Consider the following 14,369-nt stretch of genomic DNA (forward strand, 5'->3'; position numbering starts at 1 on the left):
CTGCCCGGGCCCCCGCGGCTCCCGGGCCCCCCGCCGGGTCCGGGGACCCCGGCGGTTCCGGGGACCCCGGCGGTTCCGGGATCAGCGGGATCGACGGCCCCTCCGGGGCGGCTCGATCCCGCCGCACCGCCCCGGCCCGCCTCCGCGACCTCCCACGCGTCCGCCGGCGCGCAGTGCGCGCCGAGTACCGCCGCGGCGCAGACCAGGGCCTGGGTCGCCGGCCGGCTCGCCGAGAGGCGGGTCAGTACGAGTGCGGTGAACGACTTGGGGGCGGGCGGGGTGATGTCCGGCTCCGCGAGCGCCTCCAGCAGCCCGGAGCCCTCCTGCTCCAGCAGGGCCCTTACGTGCAGGGGGTTGCCGCCGGTGTGCGCGTGCAGACGTACGGCTGCGCGGGAGGTCATCCCGGGCACGCCCAACTCCCCGCTCAGCAGCTTCAGTTCAGCCGGGTCGAGTCCGTCGAGCCGTACCCGCACGACGTCATCGGCCGTGAACAGGCGCCGTGTCCCGGCGGGCAGACCCGGATCGGCGGCATCCCGCACGACGGCCAGCACGAGCACCCGGTCGGCCCGCAACCGCCGTACGGCGAAGGCCAGCGCCTGGAGCGAGGGGTGATCGGCCCACTGGGCGTCGTCGAGTACGACGGCGACCGGCGCACCCGCAACCGACCCCTCCCCGTTCTCCTCCCCGTTCTCCTCGGTCTCGTCCTGCGCCGCGTCCAGCGCCTCCAGCAGCTCCGCGCCCGCCGCCGGCGGGTCCGCCCAGCGCGACCTCGCGCCCAGGAGTTGTTCGAGTACGCCGAAGGCCAGGTGGGACTCGGCTTCCTCCCCGGCCGCGTACAGGACGCGGGGGCAGCCGCGCAGGAAGTGGCGTACGAGGGCGGTCTTGCCGACGCCCGCGGGGCCTTCGACGAGGACGCGTCGGGGGTGCCCGGCGCGAGCCAGCTCGCGGGCGGCGTCCAGGAGGGCGAGGCTGTCGGTGCGGCCGAGCAGCGGAACGTCGACGGGCTGTACGCGCGCTCCGTGACGTGCTCGCGCTGCTCCCGCTGGTCCCCTTGCTCCCGCTGCCTGTCCTGCTCGTCCTGCTCGCGCCGAGGGATCCGCTGCGCCCACCCCGAGTCCCCTCCCCGTGTCGCCGCCCCCTTCGGGCATCCTCCCCAGGCGGCGGTGCGCGGTCCAGTGCGAAGCACAACTCCCGTATGCCGTACGCACATCGCACGACTCACTGTGCGCCGTACACCACCCCCGGAACCTCCGCCCCGGCGAGCAGCCTGACGGCCGTGTCGCCCGCTTCGGCGGGCGTCCAGCGGGCCCCTTTGTCGGCGCTCGGTCCCGGGCGCCAGCCCTCCATGACGGTGATACGGCCGCCCTCGGCCTCGAAGACGCGTCCGGTGACACCGGCGCAGGCGTCGGAGCCGAGCCAGACCACCAGCGGGGACACGTTCTCTGGGGCCATCGCGTCGAAGGCGTTCGGTGAGCCGGGGGCGGCCATGGTCGCCGCGAAGGTGTCCTCGGTCATCCGGGTGCGGGCCGCGGGCGCGATCGCGTTGACCTGGACCCCGTACCGCGCCGTCTCGGCCGCGGCGACCAGGGTCAGCCCGATGATCCCGGCCTTGGCGGCGCTGTAGTTGCCCTGTCCGACCGAGCCCAACAGCCCTGCTCCGCTACTGGTGTTGACGATGCGGGCCCGCGGTGTCCGGCCCGCCTTCGCCTCGGTCCGCCAGTGCGCCACCGCGTGCTTGAGCGGCAGGAAGTGCCCCTTCAGGTGGACGCGCATCACGGCGTCCCAGTCGTCCTCGTCGAGGTTGACCAGCATCCGGTCGCGCAGGAAGCCCGCGTTGTTGACCAGGGTGTCGAGGCGGCTGTACGTCTCCAGGGCGGTACGGACGAGCGAGGCGGCGCCCTCGGCCGTCGCGATGTCGCCGCCGTGGGCCACCGCCTCGCCGCCCGCCGCGCGGATCTCCTCCACGACCTGCCGGGCGGGGCTGCCCGGGCCCGGCGAGCCGTCGAGGCCGACGCCGAGGTCGTTGACGACGACACGCGCGCCCTCGGCGGCGTACGCGAGCGCGTGCGCCCGGCCGAGCCCGCGGCCGGCACCCGTGACGATCACGACCCGCCCCTCGCACAGCAGCGGTGCAGATCCCATCTCAACTCTCCCCGGTCTCTTCGTGGTTCGCCCTGTTGGCGGTCGCGGCGTCGAGGAAGGCGGGTCGCTCGCCGCCTCCGTGGACCAGCAGGCTCGCCCCGCTGATGTACGCGGCGGCGTTGGAGGCGAGGAAGACGGCGGCCTCGCCGATGTCGGAGGGCTCGGCGAGGCGCTCCAGCGGGACGGTGCGCGAGACGGCGGCGATCGCGTCCTCGCCCCCGTAGTGCAGGTGTGCCTGCTCGGTGCGGACCATGCCGACGACGAGTGTGTTGACCCGGACGTCCGGGGCCCACTCGACGGCCATGGAGCGGGCGAGGTTCTCCAGGCCCGCCTTCGCCGCCCCGTACGCCGCCGAACCGGGCGAGGGCCGGGTCCCGCTCACGCTGCCGATCATCACGATCGAGCCCCTGGCGCGCCGCAGGAGGTCGTACGCGGCGAGCGAGGCGGTCAGCGGTGCGAGGAGGTTGAGTTCGATCACGCGCGCGTGCCGCTCGGCGTCGGTCTGCGCGAGGAGCCGGTACGGTGTGCCGCCCACGTTGTTGACCAGGACATCGAGCCGGGGCAGTGCGGCGAAGAGGTCGCGTACGGCGATCGGATCACGCAGGTCGGCGGGGGTGAACTCGACGCCGTCCAGGGGAAATTCGGGGGCGTGGCGTGCGCAGACCACGACCCGGGCACCTGCCTTCGCGAAGGCCCGCGCGATCCCCGCACCGATCCCGCGCGTGCCGCCCGTGACGACCACGACCTTCCCGTTCCACTCCATTCGCTGCTACCTTTCCACCTAACAAACGTTAGGTGGAAAGGTAGCTGATGCGCCCATGGGTGTCTCCACCTCCTCACCGGAAAACTCGGCCCCCGGCAAGGGAGTTGCCGTCGTCACGGTCGATTTCCCGCCCGTGAACGCGCTGCCGGTGCGCGGCTGGTTCGAGCTGGCCGAGGCCGTGCGCGCCGCGGGCCGCGACCCGGAGATCCGCTGTGTGGTGCTCGCGGCGACCGGGCGCGGTTTCAACGCGGGGGTGGACATCAAGGAGATCCAGGCGCGTGGACAGCGCGCACTGATCGGCGCGAACCGCGGCTGCGCGGAGGCGTTCGCGGCGGTGTACGAGTGCGAGGTGCCGGTCGTGGCGGCGGTCCAGGGCTTCTGCCTGGGCGGTGGGATCGGCCTGGTCGGCAACGCGGACGCGATCGTGGCGAGCGAGGACGCCACGTTCGGCCTGCCGGAGCTCGACCGGGGCGCCCTCGGCGCGGCCACGCACCTGGCCCGGCTGGTACCGCAGCACCTGATGCGCGCCCTGTACTACACCTCGCGCACCGCCACCGCGGCCGAGCTGCACGCGCACGGCTCGGTGTGGAAGGTCGTAGCACGCCACGAACTCCCCTCAGCCGCCCTGGAGTTGGCGCATGAGATCGCCGCCAAGGACGGGCAGCTGCTCCGGCTGGCCAAGGCGGCCATCAACGGCATCGACCCCGTCGACGTACGCCGCAGCTACCGCTTCGAGCAGGGCTTCACCTTCGAGGCGAACCTCAGCGGGCTCGCCGACCGGGTCCGCGACACCTTCGCGAAGCCCGACACCTTCGGAAAGGAGGATGCGTAGGTGGCCGACAAGACCATGACCGCCGGTGAGGTCGTCTCCCGGCTGGCGAGCGGCATGACGCTGGGCATCGGCGGCTGGGGATCGCGCCGCAAGCCGATGGCCCTCGTGAGAGCAGTGCTCCGGTCCGACATCACCGATCTCACCGTGGTGTCGTACGGCGGCCCGGACGTCGGGCTGCTCGCCGCGGCCGGACGGATACGCAAGCTCGTGACCGCCTTCGTGACCCTCGACTCGATCCCCCTCGAACCGCACTACCGCGCGGCGCGCGAGCGCGGGTCCTTCGAGCTGACGGAGGTCGACGAGGCGATGTTCATGTGGGGGCTGCACGCCGCCGCGAACCGGCTGCCGTTCCTGCCGGTGCGGGCCGGGATCGGCTCGGACGTGATGCGGGTCAACCCCGGTCTGCGGACGGTGACTTCGCCGTACGTGGACGCGTCGTCCGGAGTGCGGGAGGAGTTCGTCGCGATGCCCGCCCTGAGGCTGGACGCCGCTCTGGTCCACATGAACCGCGCGGACCGGCTGGGCAACGGCCAGTACCTGGGCCCCGACCCGTACTTCGACGACCTGTTCTGCGAGGCGGCGGACGCCGCGTACGTCTCGTGCGAGCGGATCGTCGACACGGCGGAGCTGACGAAGGAGGCCGCGCCGCAGACGCTGCTGCTCAAGCGGTCCGGCGTGACGGGCGTCGTCGAGACGCCGAACGGCGCGCACTTCACGTCCTGCGCCCCTGACTACGGACGCGACGAGCCCTTTCAGAAGCTGTACGCCACCACGCCGTACGCCGAGTTCGCCGACCGCTTCCTCGACGGCGACGAGCACGCCTACCAGAACGCCGTGCGGGCGTGGCAGCAGGAAGAGAAGGAGCGCCGGCCATGACCGGTACGGGGGTCACCCGAGCCGAGTACTGCGTGATCGCCTGCGCCGAGGCCTGGCGGGACGACGGCGAGGTGCTCGCCAGTCCCATGGGCCTGATCCCGTCGTTCGGCGCCCGACTCGCCAAGCGGACCTTCTCGCCCGATCTGCTGCTGACCGACGGCGAGGCGATGCTCGTCGGCCTCGACGGCACGGTGGAGGGCTGGTTGCCCTATCGGCAGCATCTGACGATGGTGACCGGCGGGCGGAGGCACGTGATGATGGGCGCGAGCCAGCTCGACCGCCACGGCAACCAGAACATCTCCTGCATCGGCGACTGGGCCCGGCCCACCCGTCAGCTGCTCGGTGTGCGCGGCGCCCCGGTCAACACCCTGAACAACCCGACCAGTTACTGGGTCGCGAGGCACTCCCCGCGGGTCTTCGTCGAGTCGGTGGACATGGTGTGCGGCGTGGGCCACGACCGCGCGGCCGCGCACCCGCGCACGGCCCGCTTCCATCGCATCCCGCGTGTGGTGACCGACCTCGCCGTCCTCGACTTCGCCGCGCCGGGACACGTGATGCGGCTCGCCTCGCTGCACCCGGGCGTCACCGTCGAGCAGGTGCGGGCGGCGACGGGCTTCGCCCTGCACGTCCCCGACGAGGTGCCGTACACCCGCGAACCGACCTCCCGGGAGCTGGAGTTGATCCGCGAGGTCATCGACCCGGCCCGCGCCCGTGACCGCGAGGTCGCAGATCCGGCCGGGCGCTGATGGAGACCGCCCTGACCCGGCTCGTCGGTGTCCGCCACCCGATCGTGCAGACCGGCATGGGATGGGTGGCGGGCCCCCGGCTGGTGTCCGCCACGGCGAACGCGGGGGCGCTGGGCATCCTGGCCTCCGCGACGATGACGCTCGACGGGCTGCGGGCGGCCGTACGCGAGGTCCGGTCCCGTACGGACGCGCCGTTCGGCGTGAATCTGCGCGCGGACGCGGGCGACGCGGGCGAGCGGGTGCGGATCATCATCGACGAGGGCGTGCGCGTCGCGTCCTTCGCGCTCGCCCCCTCGCGCGAGCTGATCGCCGAGCTGAAGGCCGCGGGCGTGGTCGTCATCCCGTCCATCGGGGCGCGGCGGCACGCCGAGAAGGTGGCCGCCTGGGGTGCGGACGCGGTGATCGTGCAGGGCGGCGAGGGCGGCGGGCACACCGGCGAGGTGGCGACGACGGTGCTGCTGGGGCAGGTGGTGGACGCCGTGGACATCCCGGTCGTCGCGGCCGGCGGCTTCCACGACGGGCGCGGGCTGGTCGCGGCGCTGGCGTTCGGGGCGGTGGGGGTCGCCATGGGCACGCGATTCCTGCTGACCTCCGACTCGACGGTCCCCGACGCGGTGAAGGCGAAGTACCTGGCGGCGACGGTCAAGGACATCACGGTCACCACGGCCGTGGACGGTCTGCCGCACCGCATGCTGCGCACGGAGTTCGTCGACGCGCTCGAAAGGTCGGGCCGAACGCGGGCTCTGCTGCAGGCGGTTCGGCGAGCGGCGGCCTTCCGGAAGATCTCCGGGCTGTCCTGGCCGCGGATGATCCGCGACGGGCTGGCCCTGCGCCACGGCAAGGACCTGTCCTGGAGCCAGGTCCTGCTCGCCGCGAACACCCCGATGCTCCTGAAGTCCTCGATGGTGGACGGGCGTACGGATCTCGCGGTGATGGCCTCGGGTCAGGTCGCCGGGGTGATCGACGACCTGCCCTCGTGCGCGGAGTTGGTGAAGCGGATCGTCTCCGAGGCGGACAGGACGGTGCGGGACCTGGCGCGGCTCACAGCCTCTCGATGATCGTGACGTTCGCCTGCCCGCCCCCTTCGCACATCGTCTGGAGTCCGAACCGCCCGCCGGTGCGCTCCAGTTCGTGCAGCAGGGTCGTCATCAGCTTCACGCCGGTGGCGCCCAGGGGGTGGCCGAGGGCGATGGCGCCGCCGTTCACGTTGACCTTGTCGGGGTCGGCGCCGGTCTCCTTGAGCCAGGCGAGGACGACAGGGGCGAAGGCTTCGTTGATCTCGACGAGGTCGATGTCATCGATGGTCATGCCGGTCTTCTTCAGGGCGTGCGCGGTGGCGGGGATGGGCGCCGACAGCATGCGGATGGGGTCCTCGCCGCGCACGGAGAGGTGGTGGACGCGGGCGCGGGGCGTCAACCCGTGTTCCCGGACCGCCCGTTCGGAGGCGAGCAGCATCGCGGCCGCCCCGTCGGAGACCTGTGAGGAACAGGCGGCGGTGATCGTGCCGCCCTCGACGACGGGGGCCAGGGCGGCCATCTTCTCCAGTGAGGTGTCGCGGCGCGGGCCCTCGTCGACCGTGACCTCTCCGTAGGCCACGGTCTCGCGCGCGAAGCGGCCCTCGTCGATGGCGCGGATCGCCCGCAGGTGCGAGCGCAGAGCGAACTCCTCCTGATCGCGCCGGGTGATCCCCCACTTCCCGGCGATCAGTTCGGCGCCGTGGAACTGGTTGACGGGCCGGTCTCCGTAGCGCGCCCGCCAGCCCTCGCTGCCCGCGAAGGGGCCCTCGGTGAGGCCGAGCGGTTCGGCGGCCCGGCGGGAGGCGAAGGCGATGGGAATCAGCGTCATGTTCTGGACGCCGCCGGCGACCACCAGGTCCTGGGTGCCGGACAGGACGCCCTGGGCGGCGAAGTGCACGGCCTGCTGAGAGGAGCCGCACTGCCGGTCGACGGTCACGCCCGGCACCTCCTCGGGCAGCCCGGCCGCCAGCCAGCAGGTGCGGGCGATGTCCCCGGCCTGCGGCCCCACCGCATCCAGGCAGCCGAAGACGACGTCCTCGACGGCGGCCGGGTCGATCCCGGCGCGGGAGACCAGCGCCTTCAGCACATGCGCCCCGAGGTCGGCCGGATGGACTGCGGCCAGGCCTCCCTTGCGCCGGCCCACGGGCGTGCGGACCGCTTCGACGATGTAGGCCTCGGACATGTCAACTCCCTTATTGGGAAAGGCTATTCACGTACGGCGATCCCGTCGAGGACCATCGACAGGTACTGCCGGGCGATCTCCTCCGGGCTGTGCTGCCCCCCGGGCCGGTACCAGGAAGCGGCGACCCAGACGGTGTCGCGCACGAACCGGTAGGTGAGCCGGATGTCGAGGTCGGCCCGGAAGACCTCGGCGGCGACGCCTCTCTCCAGCGTGGACAGCCACGCCTTCTCGAACCTGCGCTGCGACTCGGCGAGGAACGCGAAGCGCTCCTGCGGGGCGAGCTGCTTGGACTCCTTCTGGTAGATCGCGACGGCGGCGCGGTGCCGGTCGATCTCCCGGAAGGACTCGGTGACCAGGGCTTCCAGGGTTTCCCGGGGGCCGTGTTCGGCGTCCAGAACGGTGTCGTAGCCCTCCCAGAGCTCGTCCAGGAAGGTGCGCAGGATCTCCTCCAGCATCGATTCCTTGGAGTCGAAGTGGTAGTAGAGGCTGCCCGCGAGCATCCCGGCGTGGTCCGCGATCTTGCGGACGGTCGTGGCGTTGTACCCCTGCTCGGCGAAGACCTCCGCGGCGGTGTCGAGGAGTTCGCGGCGGCGGGCCGGAGCGGCGGCGGCCGCGCGCCCACTCGCGGCGGTCACCTGGGGCTTCTTCTTGGTAGGCACGGGGTCATTGTCGTCCTAGGCGTGCTGGCTGCTGACCGAGACGACCTCGCCCGTCATGTACGAGGAGTAGCCGGAGGCCAGGAAAACGATCACGTTGGCCACCTCCCACGGCTCGGCGTGCCTCCCGAAGGCCTCGCGGGCGGTCAGCTCCTCAAGGAGTTCGGGCGAGGTCACCCGCGTGAGGTGCGGGTGCATGGCGAGGCTCGGCGACACGGCGTTGACCCGCACTCCGAAGGCGGCGGCCTCGATGGCCGCGCAGCGGGTGAGCGCCATGACACCGGCCTTCGCCGCGGCGTAGTGGGCCTGTCCTGCCTGGGCGCGCCAGCCGACGACGGAGGCGTTGTTGACGATCACACCGCCGCCGTCCTGCTCCCTGAGCAGCCGCAGTGCCGCCCGGGTGCACCGGAACGTGCCGTTCAGTGTCACGTCGAGCACCCTGGACCACTGCTCGTCGCTCATGTCGACGAGGTCGGCGGTGCCGCCGAGGCCCGCGTTGTTGACGACGACGTCGAGCCGGCCGTGCAGCCCGACGGCCTCGTCGAAGAGCGCCCGGACCTGTGTCTCGTCGGTGACGTCACAGGGCAGGGCGCGGACACGGTCGTCCCCGAACTCATCCGCCAGCGCGGCCTGGTGCTCCCCCAGCCGGCGCGCGTGGGCGTCGCTGATCAGCACCCGCGCGCCCTCCTCCAGGAACCGGCGCGCGATGGCCCCGCCGATCCCGGCACCGGCGGCGGCGGTGACGACGGCGGTGCGCTCCTTCAGCAGGCCGTGCCCCGGTACGTAGGCCGGAGTCTCGACGTCTGTCATAGCGCCACGCTAACCTACCAAACACTTGTTAGGGAAGGTGGGCGAGAGCCCGGGGAAGGACGCCGCGATGGATCTCACGCACTCCCCCGCCGACGAGGCCTTCCGTGCCGAGGCCCGGGACTGGCTCGCCGCGCACGTCCCCTCGCCGCCGCTGCCCTCCCTGGAGACCGCGGAGGGGTTCGCGGCGCACCGCGCGTGGGAGGCCGAGCTCGCCGCGGACCGCTGGTCGGTGGTGTCCTGGCCGGGGGCGTACGGCGGGCGGGACGCGGGCCTCGTACGGTGGCTGCTCTTCGAGGAGGAGTACTGGGCGGCGGGTGCTCCGGGCCGGGTGAGCCAGAACGGCATCAGCCTGCTCGCCCCCACGCTCTTCGACCACGGCACCGAGGAGCAGCGCGCGCGGGTGCTGCCGCCGATGGCCAGGGGCGAGGTCGTCTGGGCGCAGGCGTGGTCCGAGCCGGAGGCCGGTTCCGATCTCGCCTCGCTGACCTCCCGCGCGGTGCGCACGGACGGGGGCTGGCTGCTGAGCGGGCAGAAGACCTGGTCGTCGCGTGCCGCCTTCGCCGACCGTGCCTTCGGTCTGTTCCGCAGCGAGCCGGGCCTGCCGAAGCCCCACCAGGGGCTCACCTATCTGATGTTCGACCTGCGTGCCCCCGGGGTCACCGTCCGTCCCATCGGCCGCCTCGACGGCAGGCCCGCCTTCGCGGAGCTGTTCCTCGACGAGGTGTTCGTCCCGGACGAGGACGTGATCGGCGAGCCGGGCCGGGGCTGGCAGGTCGCCATGTCGACGGCGGGCAACGAACGGGGGCTGACACTGCGCTCACCGGGCCGCTTCCTCGCCGGTGCCGACCGGCTGCTCGGGCTGTGGCAGGCGCAGGGGAGCCCGGCGTCGGCGCGGGACCGGGTGGCCGACGCACTGATCGGCGCCCGGGCGTACGAGCTGTTCGCCTACGCGGGCGCCTCCCGTTTCCTCGACGGCGATTCCCTGGGCCCGGAATCGAGCCTGAACAAGGTCTTCTGGTCCGAGTACGACATCGCCCTGCACGAGACCGCCCTCGAACTCCTGGGCGCGGAAGGCGAGTTGGCGGACACGCACTGGTGCGAGGGGTATGTCTTCGCCCTCGCGGGCCCCATCTACGCGGGCACCAACGAGATCCAGCGCGACATCATCGCCGAGCGCCTGCTCGGCCTGCCGAAGGGCCGCCGCTGATGCGTTTCCTCCTCGACGCCGAACAGCGGGCGTTCGCCGCCTCGTTGGACGCGATGCTGACGTCGGCGGACACCCCCTCGGTCGTACGGGACTGGAGCCGCGGCGACCACACGTCCGGCCGGGCACTGTGGTCCCGCACAGCGCAGGCGGGCGTCTTCGCACTGGCGATTCCGGAGGCGTACGAGGGGGTGGGTGTCCTGCCCGTCGAACTGGCCGTCGCCTTCGTGGAGTTGGGGCGCCATGCGGTACCCGGCCCGCTGGTGGAGACGGTCGCGGCGGCCGCCCTGCTCACGGAGGCGGCCGACCCCGGGCCCGCCAAGCGGCTGCTCCCCCGGCTGGCCTGCGGTGAGGCGATGGCGACGCTCGCGCCTTCCGGGTCGCACGCACTGGACGGCGACGCGGCGGACGTCCGGCTGTCCCTGACGGGCGACGGTCTGTATCTCGCCCCCGGGCACGGCCCGGTCCGCCCCTCCCTCGACCCGGCCCGGCGTCTCACTCACCTGGCCTCAGGAGGTGAACTGCTCGCCCCACGCCCGCCGTTCGCCCGCGCCTTGCTGCTGGCCCGGCTCGCGACCGCCGCCCAGGCGCTCGGCGTCGGGATGGCCCTGCTGGACAGGACGGTCGCGTATGTCGGGCAGCGCACCCAGTTCGGTGTTCCCATCGGCTCGTTCCAGGCGGTCAAGCACCGGCTGGCGGACGCGAGGATCGCCCTGGAGTTCGCCCGCCCGCTGCTGTTCGGCGCGGCGCTGACCATGCGGGAGCGCGATGTCGCCGCCGCCAAGGTCACGGCCTGCGAGGCCGCGTACGCCACCGCGCGCACCGCCCTCCAGCTGCACGGCGCGATCGGCTACACGGCGGAGTACGACCTGTCCCTGTGGCTGACCAAGTCCCGTGCCCTGCTGGGAGCCTGGGGCAGCCCGCAGCAGTGCCGGGCCGATGTGCTCAGTGGTGGTGGTCGCCGCTCGTGAGCTCCTGGTGCTCCTCGGCCGTCGGTTTCGCGATCCGTGTCCCGGGGCCGAACATGGCCTGGGAGAGCCGGGCGCGCAGCCGCTGGGAGGGCTTGACCGGGCGGCGGACCCCGTTCGCGTCGACGAGCGCGCCCACCTCGTAGGGCGGGCTCTGCTCGTGCTGGGTGAGCGTGAACAGCTGTGCCTGCGAGAGGGGTTCGTGGATCTCCACGAACTCGCCGTGCGGCAGCCGCTTGATGGTGCCCGACTCCCTGCCGTGCAGCACCTTGTCCCGGTCCCGGCGCTGCAGCCCGAGACAGACCCGCTTGGTGACGACGAACGCGGCCACCGGCGCGACGAACACCGCGACCCGCACGAACCAGGTGATCGAGTTGATCGACAGATGCAGATGCGTGGCCACGATGTCGTTGCCGCCGCCGATCAGCAGCACCGCGTACAGGCTCAGCCAGGCCACCCCGAGCCCCGTGCGCACGGGCGCGTTGCGCGGCCGGTCCAGGATGTGGTGCTCGCGTCTGTCCCCGGTGATCCATGCCTCGACGAACGGGTAGATCCCGATGGCGAGCAGGATGAGTGGGAAGAGCGAGAAGGGGATGAGGACGCCCAGCTCCAGTGTGTGGCCCCAGGCGTTGATCTCCCATCCCGGCATCACCCGGATCAGGCCCTCGGAGAAGCCCAGGTACCAGTCGGGCTGGGCGCCCGTGGTCACCAGGTCGGGCCGGTAGGGCCCGAACGCCCACACGGGGTTGATCTGCGCGAGCCCGCCCATCATCGCCAGCACACCGAAGACGAGGAAGAAGAAGCCGCCCGCCTTCGCCATGTAGACGGGAAGGAAGGGCATGCCGACGACGCTCTTCTGGTCGCGGCCGGGCCCGGGGTACTGCGTGTGCTTGTGGTAGAAGACCAGGATCAGATGGGCGACCACCAGTCCCAGCATGATCCCGGGCAGCACCAGGACATGGATGGGGAAGAGTCGCGGGATGATGTCGTGCCCGGGGAACTCGCCGCCGAAGAGGAAGAAGGAGAGGTACGTCCCCACGATCGGGACGGACAGGATGGCGCCGTCGGCGAAGCGGATGCCCGTGCCGGACAGCAGGTCGTCGGGGAGTGAGTAGCCGGTCAGGCCGGTGATGATGCCGAGGAACAACAGGGTCCAGCCGAACACCCAGTTGAGCTCGCGCGGCTTGCGGAACGCCCCGGTGAAGAACACCCGCATCATGTGCACGAGCATGCCGGTGACGAAGACGAGCGCGGCCCAGTGGTGGATCTGCCGGATCAGCAGCCCGCCGCGCACGTCGAAGCTGATGTCGAGGGTGGACTCGAACGCCCTGGTCATGGAGATGCCGTTGAGGGGCGTGTACGAGCCGTGGTAGACGACCTCGACGCCGCTCGGCTCAAAGAACAGGGTCAGGTAGACGCCGGTGAGGATCAGGATGAGGAAGCTGTAGAGGCAGACCTCGCCGAGCATGAACGACCAGTGGTCAGGGAAGACCTTGCGCATGTTGGCCTTGGCCAGCGCGTAGAGACCTAGCCGCCCGTCGGCCCAGTCGGCGAGCCGCTCACCCGAACCGGGCCCGTCGCCCCGGCCGTTCGGCCTCGCGGCCGCCGGGCTGCCCCCGGCCGGCCGGGCCGCGTCCGGCCTCGCTTCGGCGGGCGCCCGCGAACTGCCCTTTCCCGTCGTCCCGTTCACCGATCGTGCGCCGTCCATACGTCGCCCTCCCCGTGGGATCGACATCAGGGTGGCACGCGGGGCGGGCTACGCCAACGGGGCCGTCAGCCCTGCCCGCGAAGGCTGTTCACGCCTCGCCCGGAGCCGGCGGAGTGGTCAGCCGGACGACCGCCGCCGACCCCGCCGCGTGCAGCACCGTGCCGCCGTCCGTGAGCAGCGCCGCGTCGTACGGCTCCAGGCGCAGCCCCGACACCTCCGCGGGCGCGTCGAGCGCGAGGACCAGCATGGCCGTGCCCGGCCTGAGGGCGAAGGGCACCCGGCCGCGCACCACGGCGACGGCGGGGGCCGGCTCCAGGCCTCTGCGCCACATGACGTTGAAGTTCACGACCGGCCCGTCGAGCAGCCGGCAGTCGGTGGGGACGTCCCCGGGGAAGTCCCGCGGTACGAGGCGGGTGTCGAGGATCTGCCGCTTGCCGTCCACGGTCAGGTCCATGCCCGCGCCCTCGACGACCGTGAGCGTGCGGTCGACCTCGGCGAAGGCGGAGAACGGGCCGTCCGCGCCGACCTCGGCCAGACTGACCCGCCACACGAAGTCGTCCATGCCCGCGCCCTGCGGCCAGGCGGCGATCTCGCGGGTCACCCCGCCACCGTTCTTCCAGGCCACGGCGGTGCGTCCGGCGGCGGGAAGCAGTCTGATCACCGCACGATCCCCTGGGTCCGGGCGGCCGCCAGCCAGTGCGGGAACTCGCCCACGAGGCGGTCGTACAACTCGTCGTCGGAGACCTTGCGCGGGTCCGAACCGGCGTGGAAGAAGCCCGCGTTGTCGATGGGCCGTTTCTGCGGCACCGCCAACTCATCGAGCTTGCGCAGGAATTCGAACTGCCTGCTGCCCGGGTCGCCGAACCCGATGAACTGCCAGAACAGCGGGAGCTGCGCCGCCTTGCACAAGTACCGTTCGGCGGCAGGCTTGCTGGTCGGTCCGCCGTCGGTCTGGAAGACGACGAGGGCGGGGTCCTTGGTGCCGCTGTCCAGGTAGTGGTCGATGACGGCGTCCATGGCGAGGTGATAGCTGGTCTTGCCCATGTGGCCGAGCCCGGCCACGATCCGGTCGATCCGGCCCCGGTGGTCGGCGAGCGCGATGTCCGTCTCGGCGTCGATGTCCGTGGAGAAGAAGACGACCGGGACCCGCCCGTCGTCGTCGAGATGGGCGGACAGGCCGAGCACGCGGTCGGCGAGCGCCTGCACGCTGCCGTCCTGGTAGTACGGCTTCATCGAGCCCGAGTAGTCGACCACCAGGTAGACGGCGGCCCGCTGGTCGCTCAGCCCGTGTTTGGTGAGGGAGACTCCGGCGCTCTTGTACAGGCTGACCAGCGCGGGTGCGGTCTCCTCCACCTTCGCGAGGCTGATCGCGGCCATGCGGGGCTCCCTTCGGTCCAGGACGGAGGAGTCGAGGCTACGTCACCGGTGCCCCGTCCTCCCGGCCGTCCCCCAGGTTCGCTATTTT

The 14,369-nt window shown here is 72.1% G+C and carries 15 protein-coding genes; 6 read left to right on the top strand and 9 right to left on the bottom strand.

Annotated elements, in window-relative coordinates; translation table 11 throughout:
* The 3 genes from ABZS97_RS22865 to ABZS97_RS22875 form a co-directional block, all read right to left on the bottom strand.
* Positions 1–1,109: ATP-binding protein (locus tag ABZS97_RS22865; RefSeq protein WP_356140155.1), on the bottom strand; the 1,109-nt coding region annotated here is incomplete at its 3' end.
* A gap of 109 nt (positions 1,110–1,218) precedes the next feature.
* Entirely contained in the window at positions 1,219–2,142 is a 924-nt protein-coding gene (locus ABZS97_RS22870) for an SDR family oxidoreductase (protein ID WP_356140156.1), read from the bottom strand.
* Position 2,143: 1 nt separating this feature from the next.
* Complete coding sequence (locus ABZS97_RS22875; protein WP_356140157.1) at positions 2,144–2,905, bottom strand: SDR family oxidoreductase; 762 nt, start codon at positions 2,903–2,905, stop codon at positions 2,144–2,146.
* Positions 2,906–2,960: 55 nt separating this feature from the next.
* Here ABZS97_RS22875 and ABZS97_RS22880 point away from each other — a divergent pair, with 55 nt between their 5' ends.
* From ABZS97_RS22880 to ABZS97_RS22895, 4 genes are read left to right on the top strand one after another with little or no spacing between them, the layout of a single operon-like run.
* Positions 2,961–3,737, top strand: a complete 777-nt coding sequence (locus tag ABZS97_RS22880; RefSeq protein ID WP_356140158.1) for an enoyl-CoA hydratase family protein — start codon at positions 2,961–2,963, stop codon at positions 3,735–3,737.
* Entirely contained in the window at positions 3,738–4,613 is an 876-nt protein-coding gene (locus tag ABZS97_RS22885; RefSeq protein ID WP_356140159.1) for a CoA-transferase, read from the top strand.
* Complete coding sequence (locus ABZS97_RS22890) at positions 4,610–5,359, top strand: CoA-transferase (protein WP_356140160.1); 750 nt, start codon at positions 4,610–4,612, stop codon at positions 5,357–5,359. The genes ABZS97_RS22885 and ABZS97_RS22890 overlap by 4 nt, the downstream gene beginning before the upstream one ends.
* Positions 5,359–6,417, top strand: coding sequence for a nitronate monooxygenase (locus ABZS97_RS22895; RefSeq protein ID WP_356140161.1), 1,059 nt, complete (start codon positions 5,359–5,361; stop codon positions 6,415–6,417). Before ABZS97_RS22890 ends, ABZS97_RS22895 begins: the two co-directional genes overlap by 1 nt.
* On the opposite strand, the gene ABZS97_RS22900 is transcribed toward ABZS97_RS22895, so the two are convergent.
* Genes ABZS97_RS22900 through ABZS97_RS22910 form a run of 3 tightly spaced genes read right to left on the bottom strand, consistent with a single transcriptional unit; the run spans position 6,401 to position 9,024 of the window.
* Positions 6,401–7,558, bottom strand: coding sequence for an acetyl-CoA C-acetyltransferase (locus tag ABZS97_RS22900; RefSeq protein WP_356140162.1), 1,158 nt, complete (start codon positions 7,556–7,558; stop codon positions 6,401–6,403). The genes ABZS97_RS22895 and ABZS97_RS22900 overlap by 17 nt on opposite strands.
* A gap of 23 nt (positions 7,559–7,581) precedes the next feature.
* Positions 7,582–8,217, bottom strand: coding sequence for a TetR/AcrR family transcriptional regulator (locus tag ABZS97_RS22905; protein WP_356140163.1), 636 nt, complete (start codon positions 8,215–8,217; stop codon positions 7,582–7,584).
* Between the two features lie 15 nt (positions 8,218–8,232).
* Entirely contained in the window at positions 8,233–9,024 is a 792-nt protein-coding gene (locus ABZS97_RS22910; protein WP_356140164.1) for an SDR family oxidoreductase, read from the bottom strand.
* 67 nt (positions 9,025–9,091) lie between these two features.
* Between ABZS97_RS22910 and ABZS97_RS22915 the strand changes: the two genes are divergently transcribed.
* Both ABZS97_RS22915 and ABZS97_RS22920 read left to right on the top strand, forming a co-directional pair.
* Positions 9,092–10,231, top strand: coding sequence for an acyl-CoA dehydrogenase family protein (locus ABZS97_RS22915; RefSeq protein ID WP_356140165.1), 1,140 nt, complete (start codon positions 9,092–9,094; stop codon positions 10,229–10,231).
* Positions 10,231–11,199: an acyl-CoA dehydrogenase family protein gene (locus tag ABZS97_RS22920; RefSeq protein ID WP_356140166.1), complete on the top strand. Its 969-nt coding sequence runs from the start codon at positions 10,231–10,233 to the stop codon at positions 11,197–11,199. The genes ABZS97_RS22915 and ABZS97_RS22920 overlap by 1 nt, the downstream gene beginning before the upstream one ends.
* Here ABZS97_RS22920 and ABZS97_RS22925 read toward each other — a convergent pair.
* From ABZS97_RS22925 to ABZS97_RS22935, 3 genes are all read right to left on the bottom strand, one after another.
* Complete coding sequence (locus ABZS97_RS22925) at positions 11,174–12,904, bottom strand: cytochrome bc complex cytochrome b subunit (RefSeq protein ID WP_356140167.1); 1,731 nt, start codon at positions 12,902–12,904, stop codon at positions 11,174–11,176. The genes ABZS97_RS22920 and ABZS97_RS22925 overlap by 26 nt on opposite strands.
* Positions 12,905–12,992: 88 nt before the next feature.
* Positions 12,993–13,565: a HutD family protein gene (locus ABZS97_RS22930; RefSeq protein ID WP_356140168.1), complete on the bottom strand. Its 573-nt coding sequence runs from the start codon at positions 13,563–13,565 to the stop codon at positions 12,993–12,995.
* Complete coding sequence (locus ABZS97_RS22935; protein ID WP_356140169.1) at positions 13,562–14,281, bottom strand: VWA domain-containing protein; 720 nt, start codon at positions 14,279–14,281, stop codon at positions 13,562–13,564. The genes ABZS97_RS22930 and ABZS97_RS22935 overlap by 4 nt, the downstream gene beginning before the upstream one ends.
* Positions 14,282–14,369 lie beyond the last annotated feature (88 nt).

It is taken from the genome of Streptomyces sp. NPDC005485 (genome assembly GCF_040606085.1).
Taxonomy (GTDB): Bacteria; Actinomycetota; Actinomycetes; order Streptomycetales; family Streptomycetaceae; genus Streptomyces.

What these genes read in the sequence shown, in the direction of transcription:
- ABZS97_RS22870 (WP_356140156.1), bottom strand. Translation starts at nt 2,142, where the DNA reads ATGGGATCTGCACCGCTGCTGTGCGAGGGGCGGGTCGTGATCGTCACG.
- ABZS97_RS22875 (WP_356140157.1), bottom strand. Translation starts at nt 2,905, where the DNA reads ATGGAGTGGAACGGGAAGGTCGTGGTCGTCACGGGCGGCACGCGCGGG.
- ABZS97_RS22880 (WP_356140158.1), top strand. Translation starts at nt 2,961, where the DNA reads ATGGGTGTCTCCACCTCCTCACCGGAAAACTCGGCCCCCGGCAAGGGA.
- ABZS97_RS22890 (WP_356140160.1), top strand. Translation starts at nt 4,610, where the DNA reads ATGACCGGTACGGGGGTCACCCGAGCCGAGTACTGCGTGATCGCCTGC.
- ABZS97_RS22895 (WP_356140161.1), top strand. Translation starts at nt 5,359, where the DNA reads ATGGAGACCGCCCTGACCCGGCTCGTCGGTGTCCGCCACCCGATCGTG.
- ABZS97_RS22900 (WP_356140162.1), bottom strand. Translation starts at nt 7,558, where the DNA reads ATGTCCGAGGCCTACATCGTCGAAGCGGTCCGCACGCCCGTGGGCCGG.
- ABZS97_RS22910 (WP_356140164.1), bottom strand. Translation starts at nt 9,024, where the DNA reads ATGACAGACGTCGAGACTCCGGCCTACGTACCGGGGCACGGCCTGCTG.
- ABZS97_RS22915 (WP_356140165.1), top strand. Translation starts at nt 9,092, where the DNA reads ATGGATCTCACGCACTCCCCCGCCGACGAGGCCTTCCGTGCCGAGGCC.
- ABZS97_RS22920 (WP_356140166.1), top strand. Translation starts at nt 10,231, where the DNA reads ATGCGTTTCCTCCTCGACGCCGAACAGCGGGCGTTCGCCGCCTCGTTG.
- ABZS97_RS22925 (WP_356140167.1), bottom strand. Translation starts at nt 12,904, where the DNA reads ATGGACGGCGCACGATCGGTGAACGGGACGACGGGAAAGGGCAGTTCG.
- ABZS97_RS22935 (WP_356140169.1), bottom strand. Translation starts at nt 14,281, where the DNA reads ATGGCCGCGATCAGCCTCGCGAAGGTGGAGGAGACCGCACCCGCGCTG.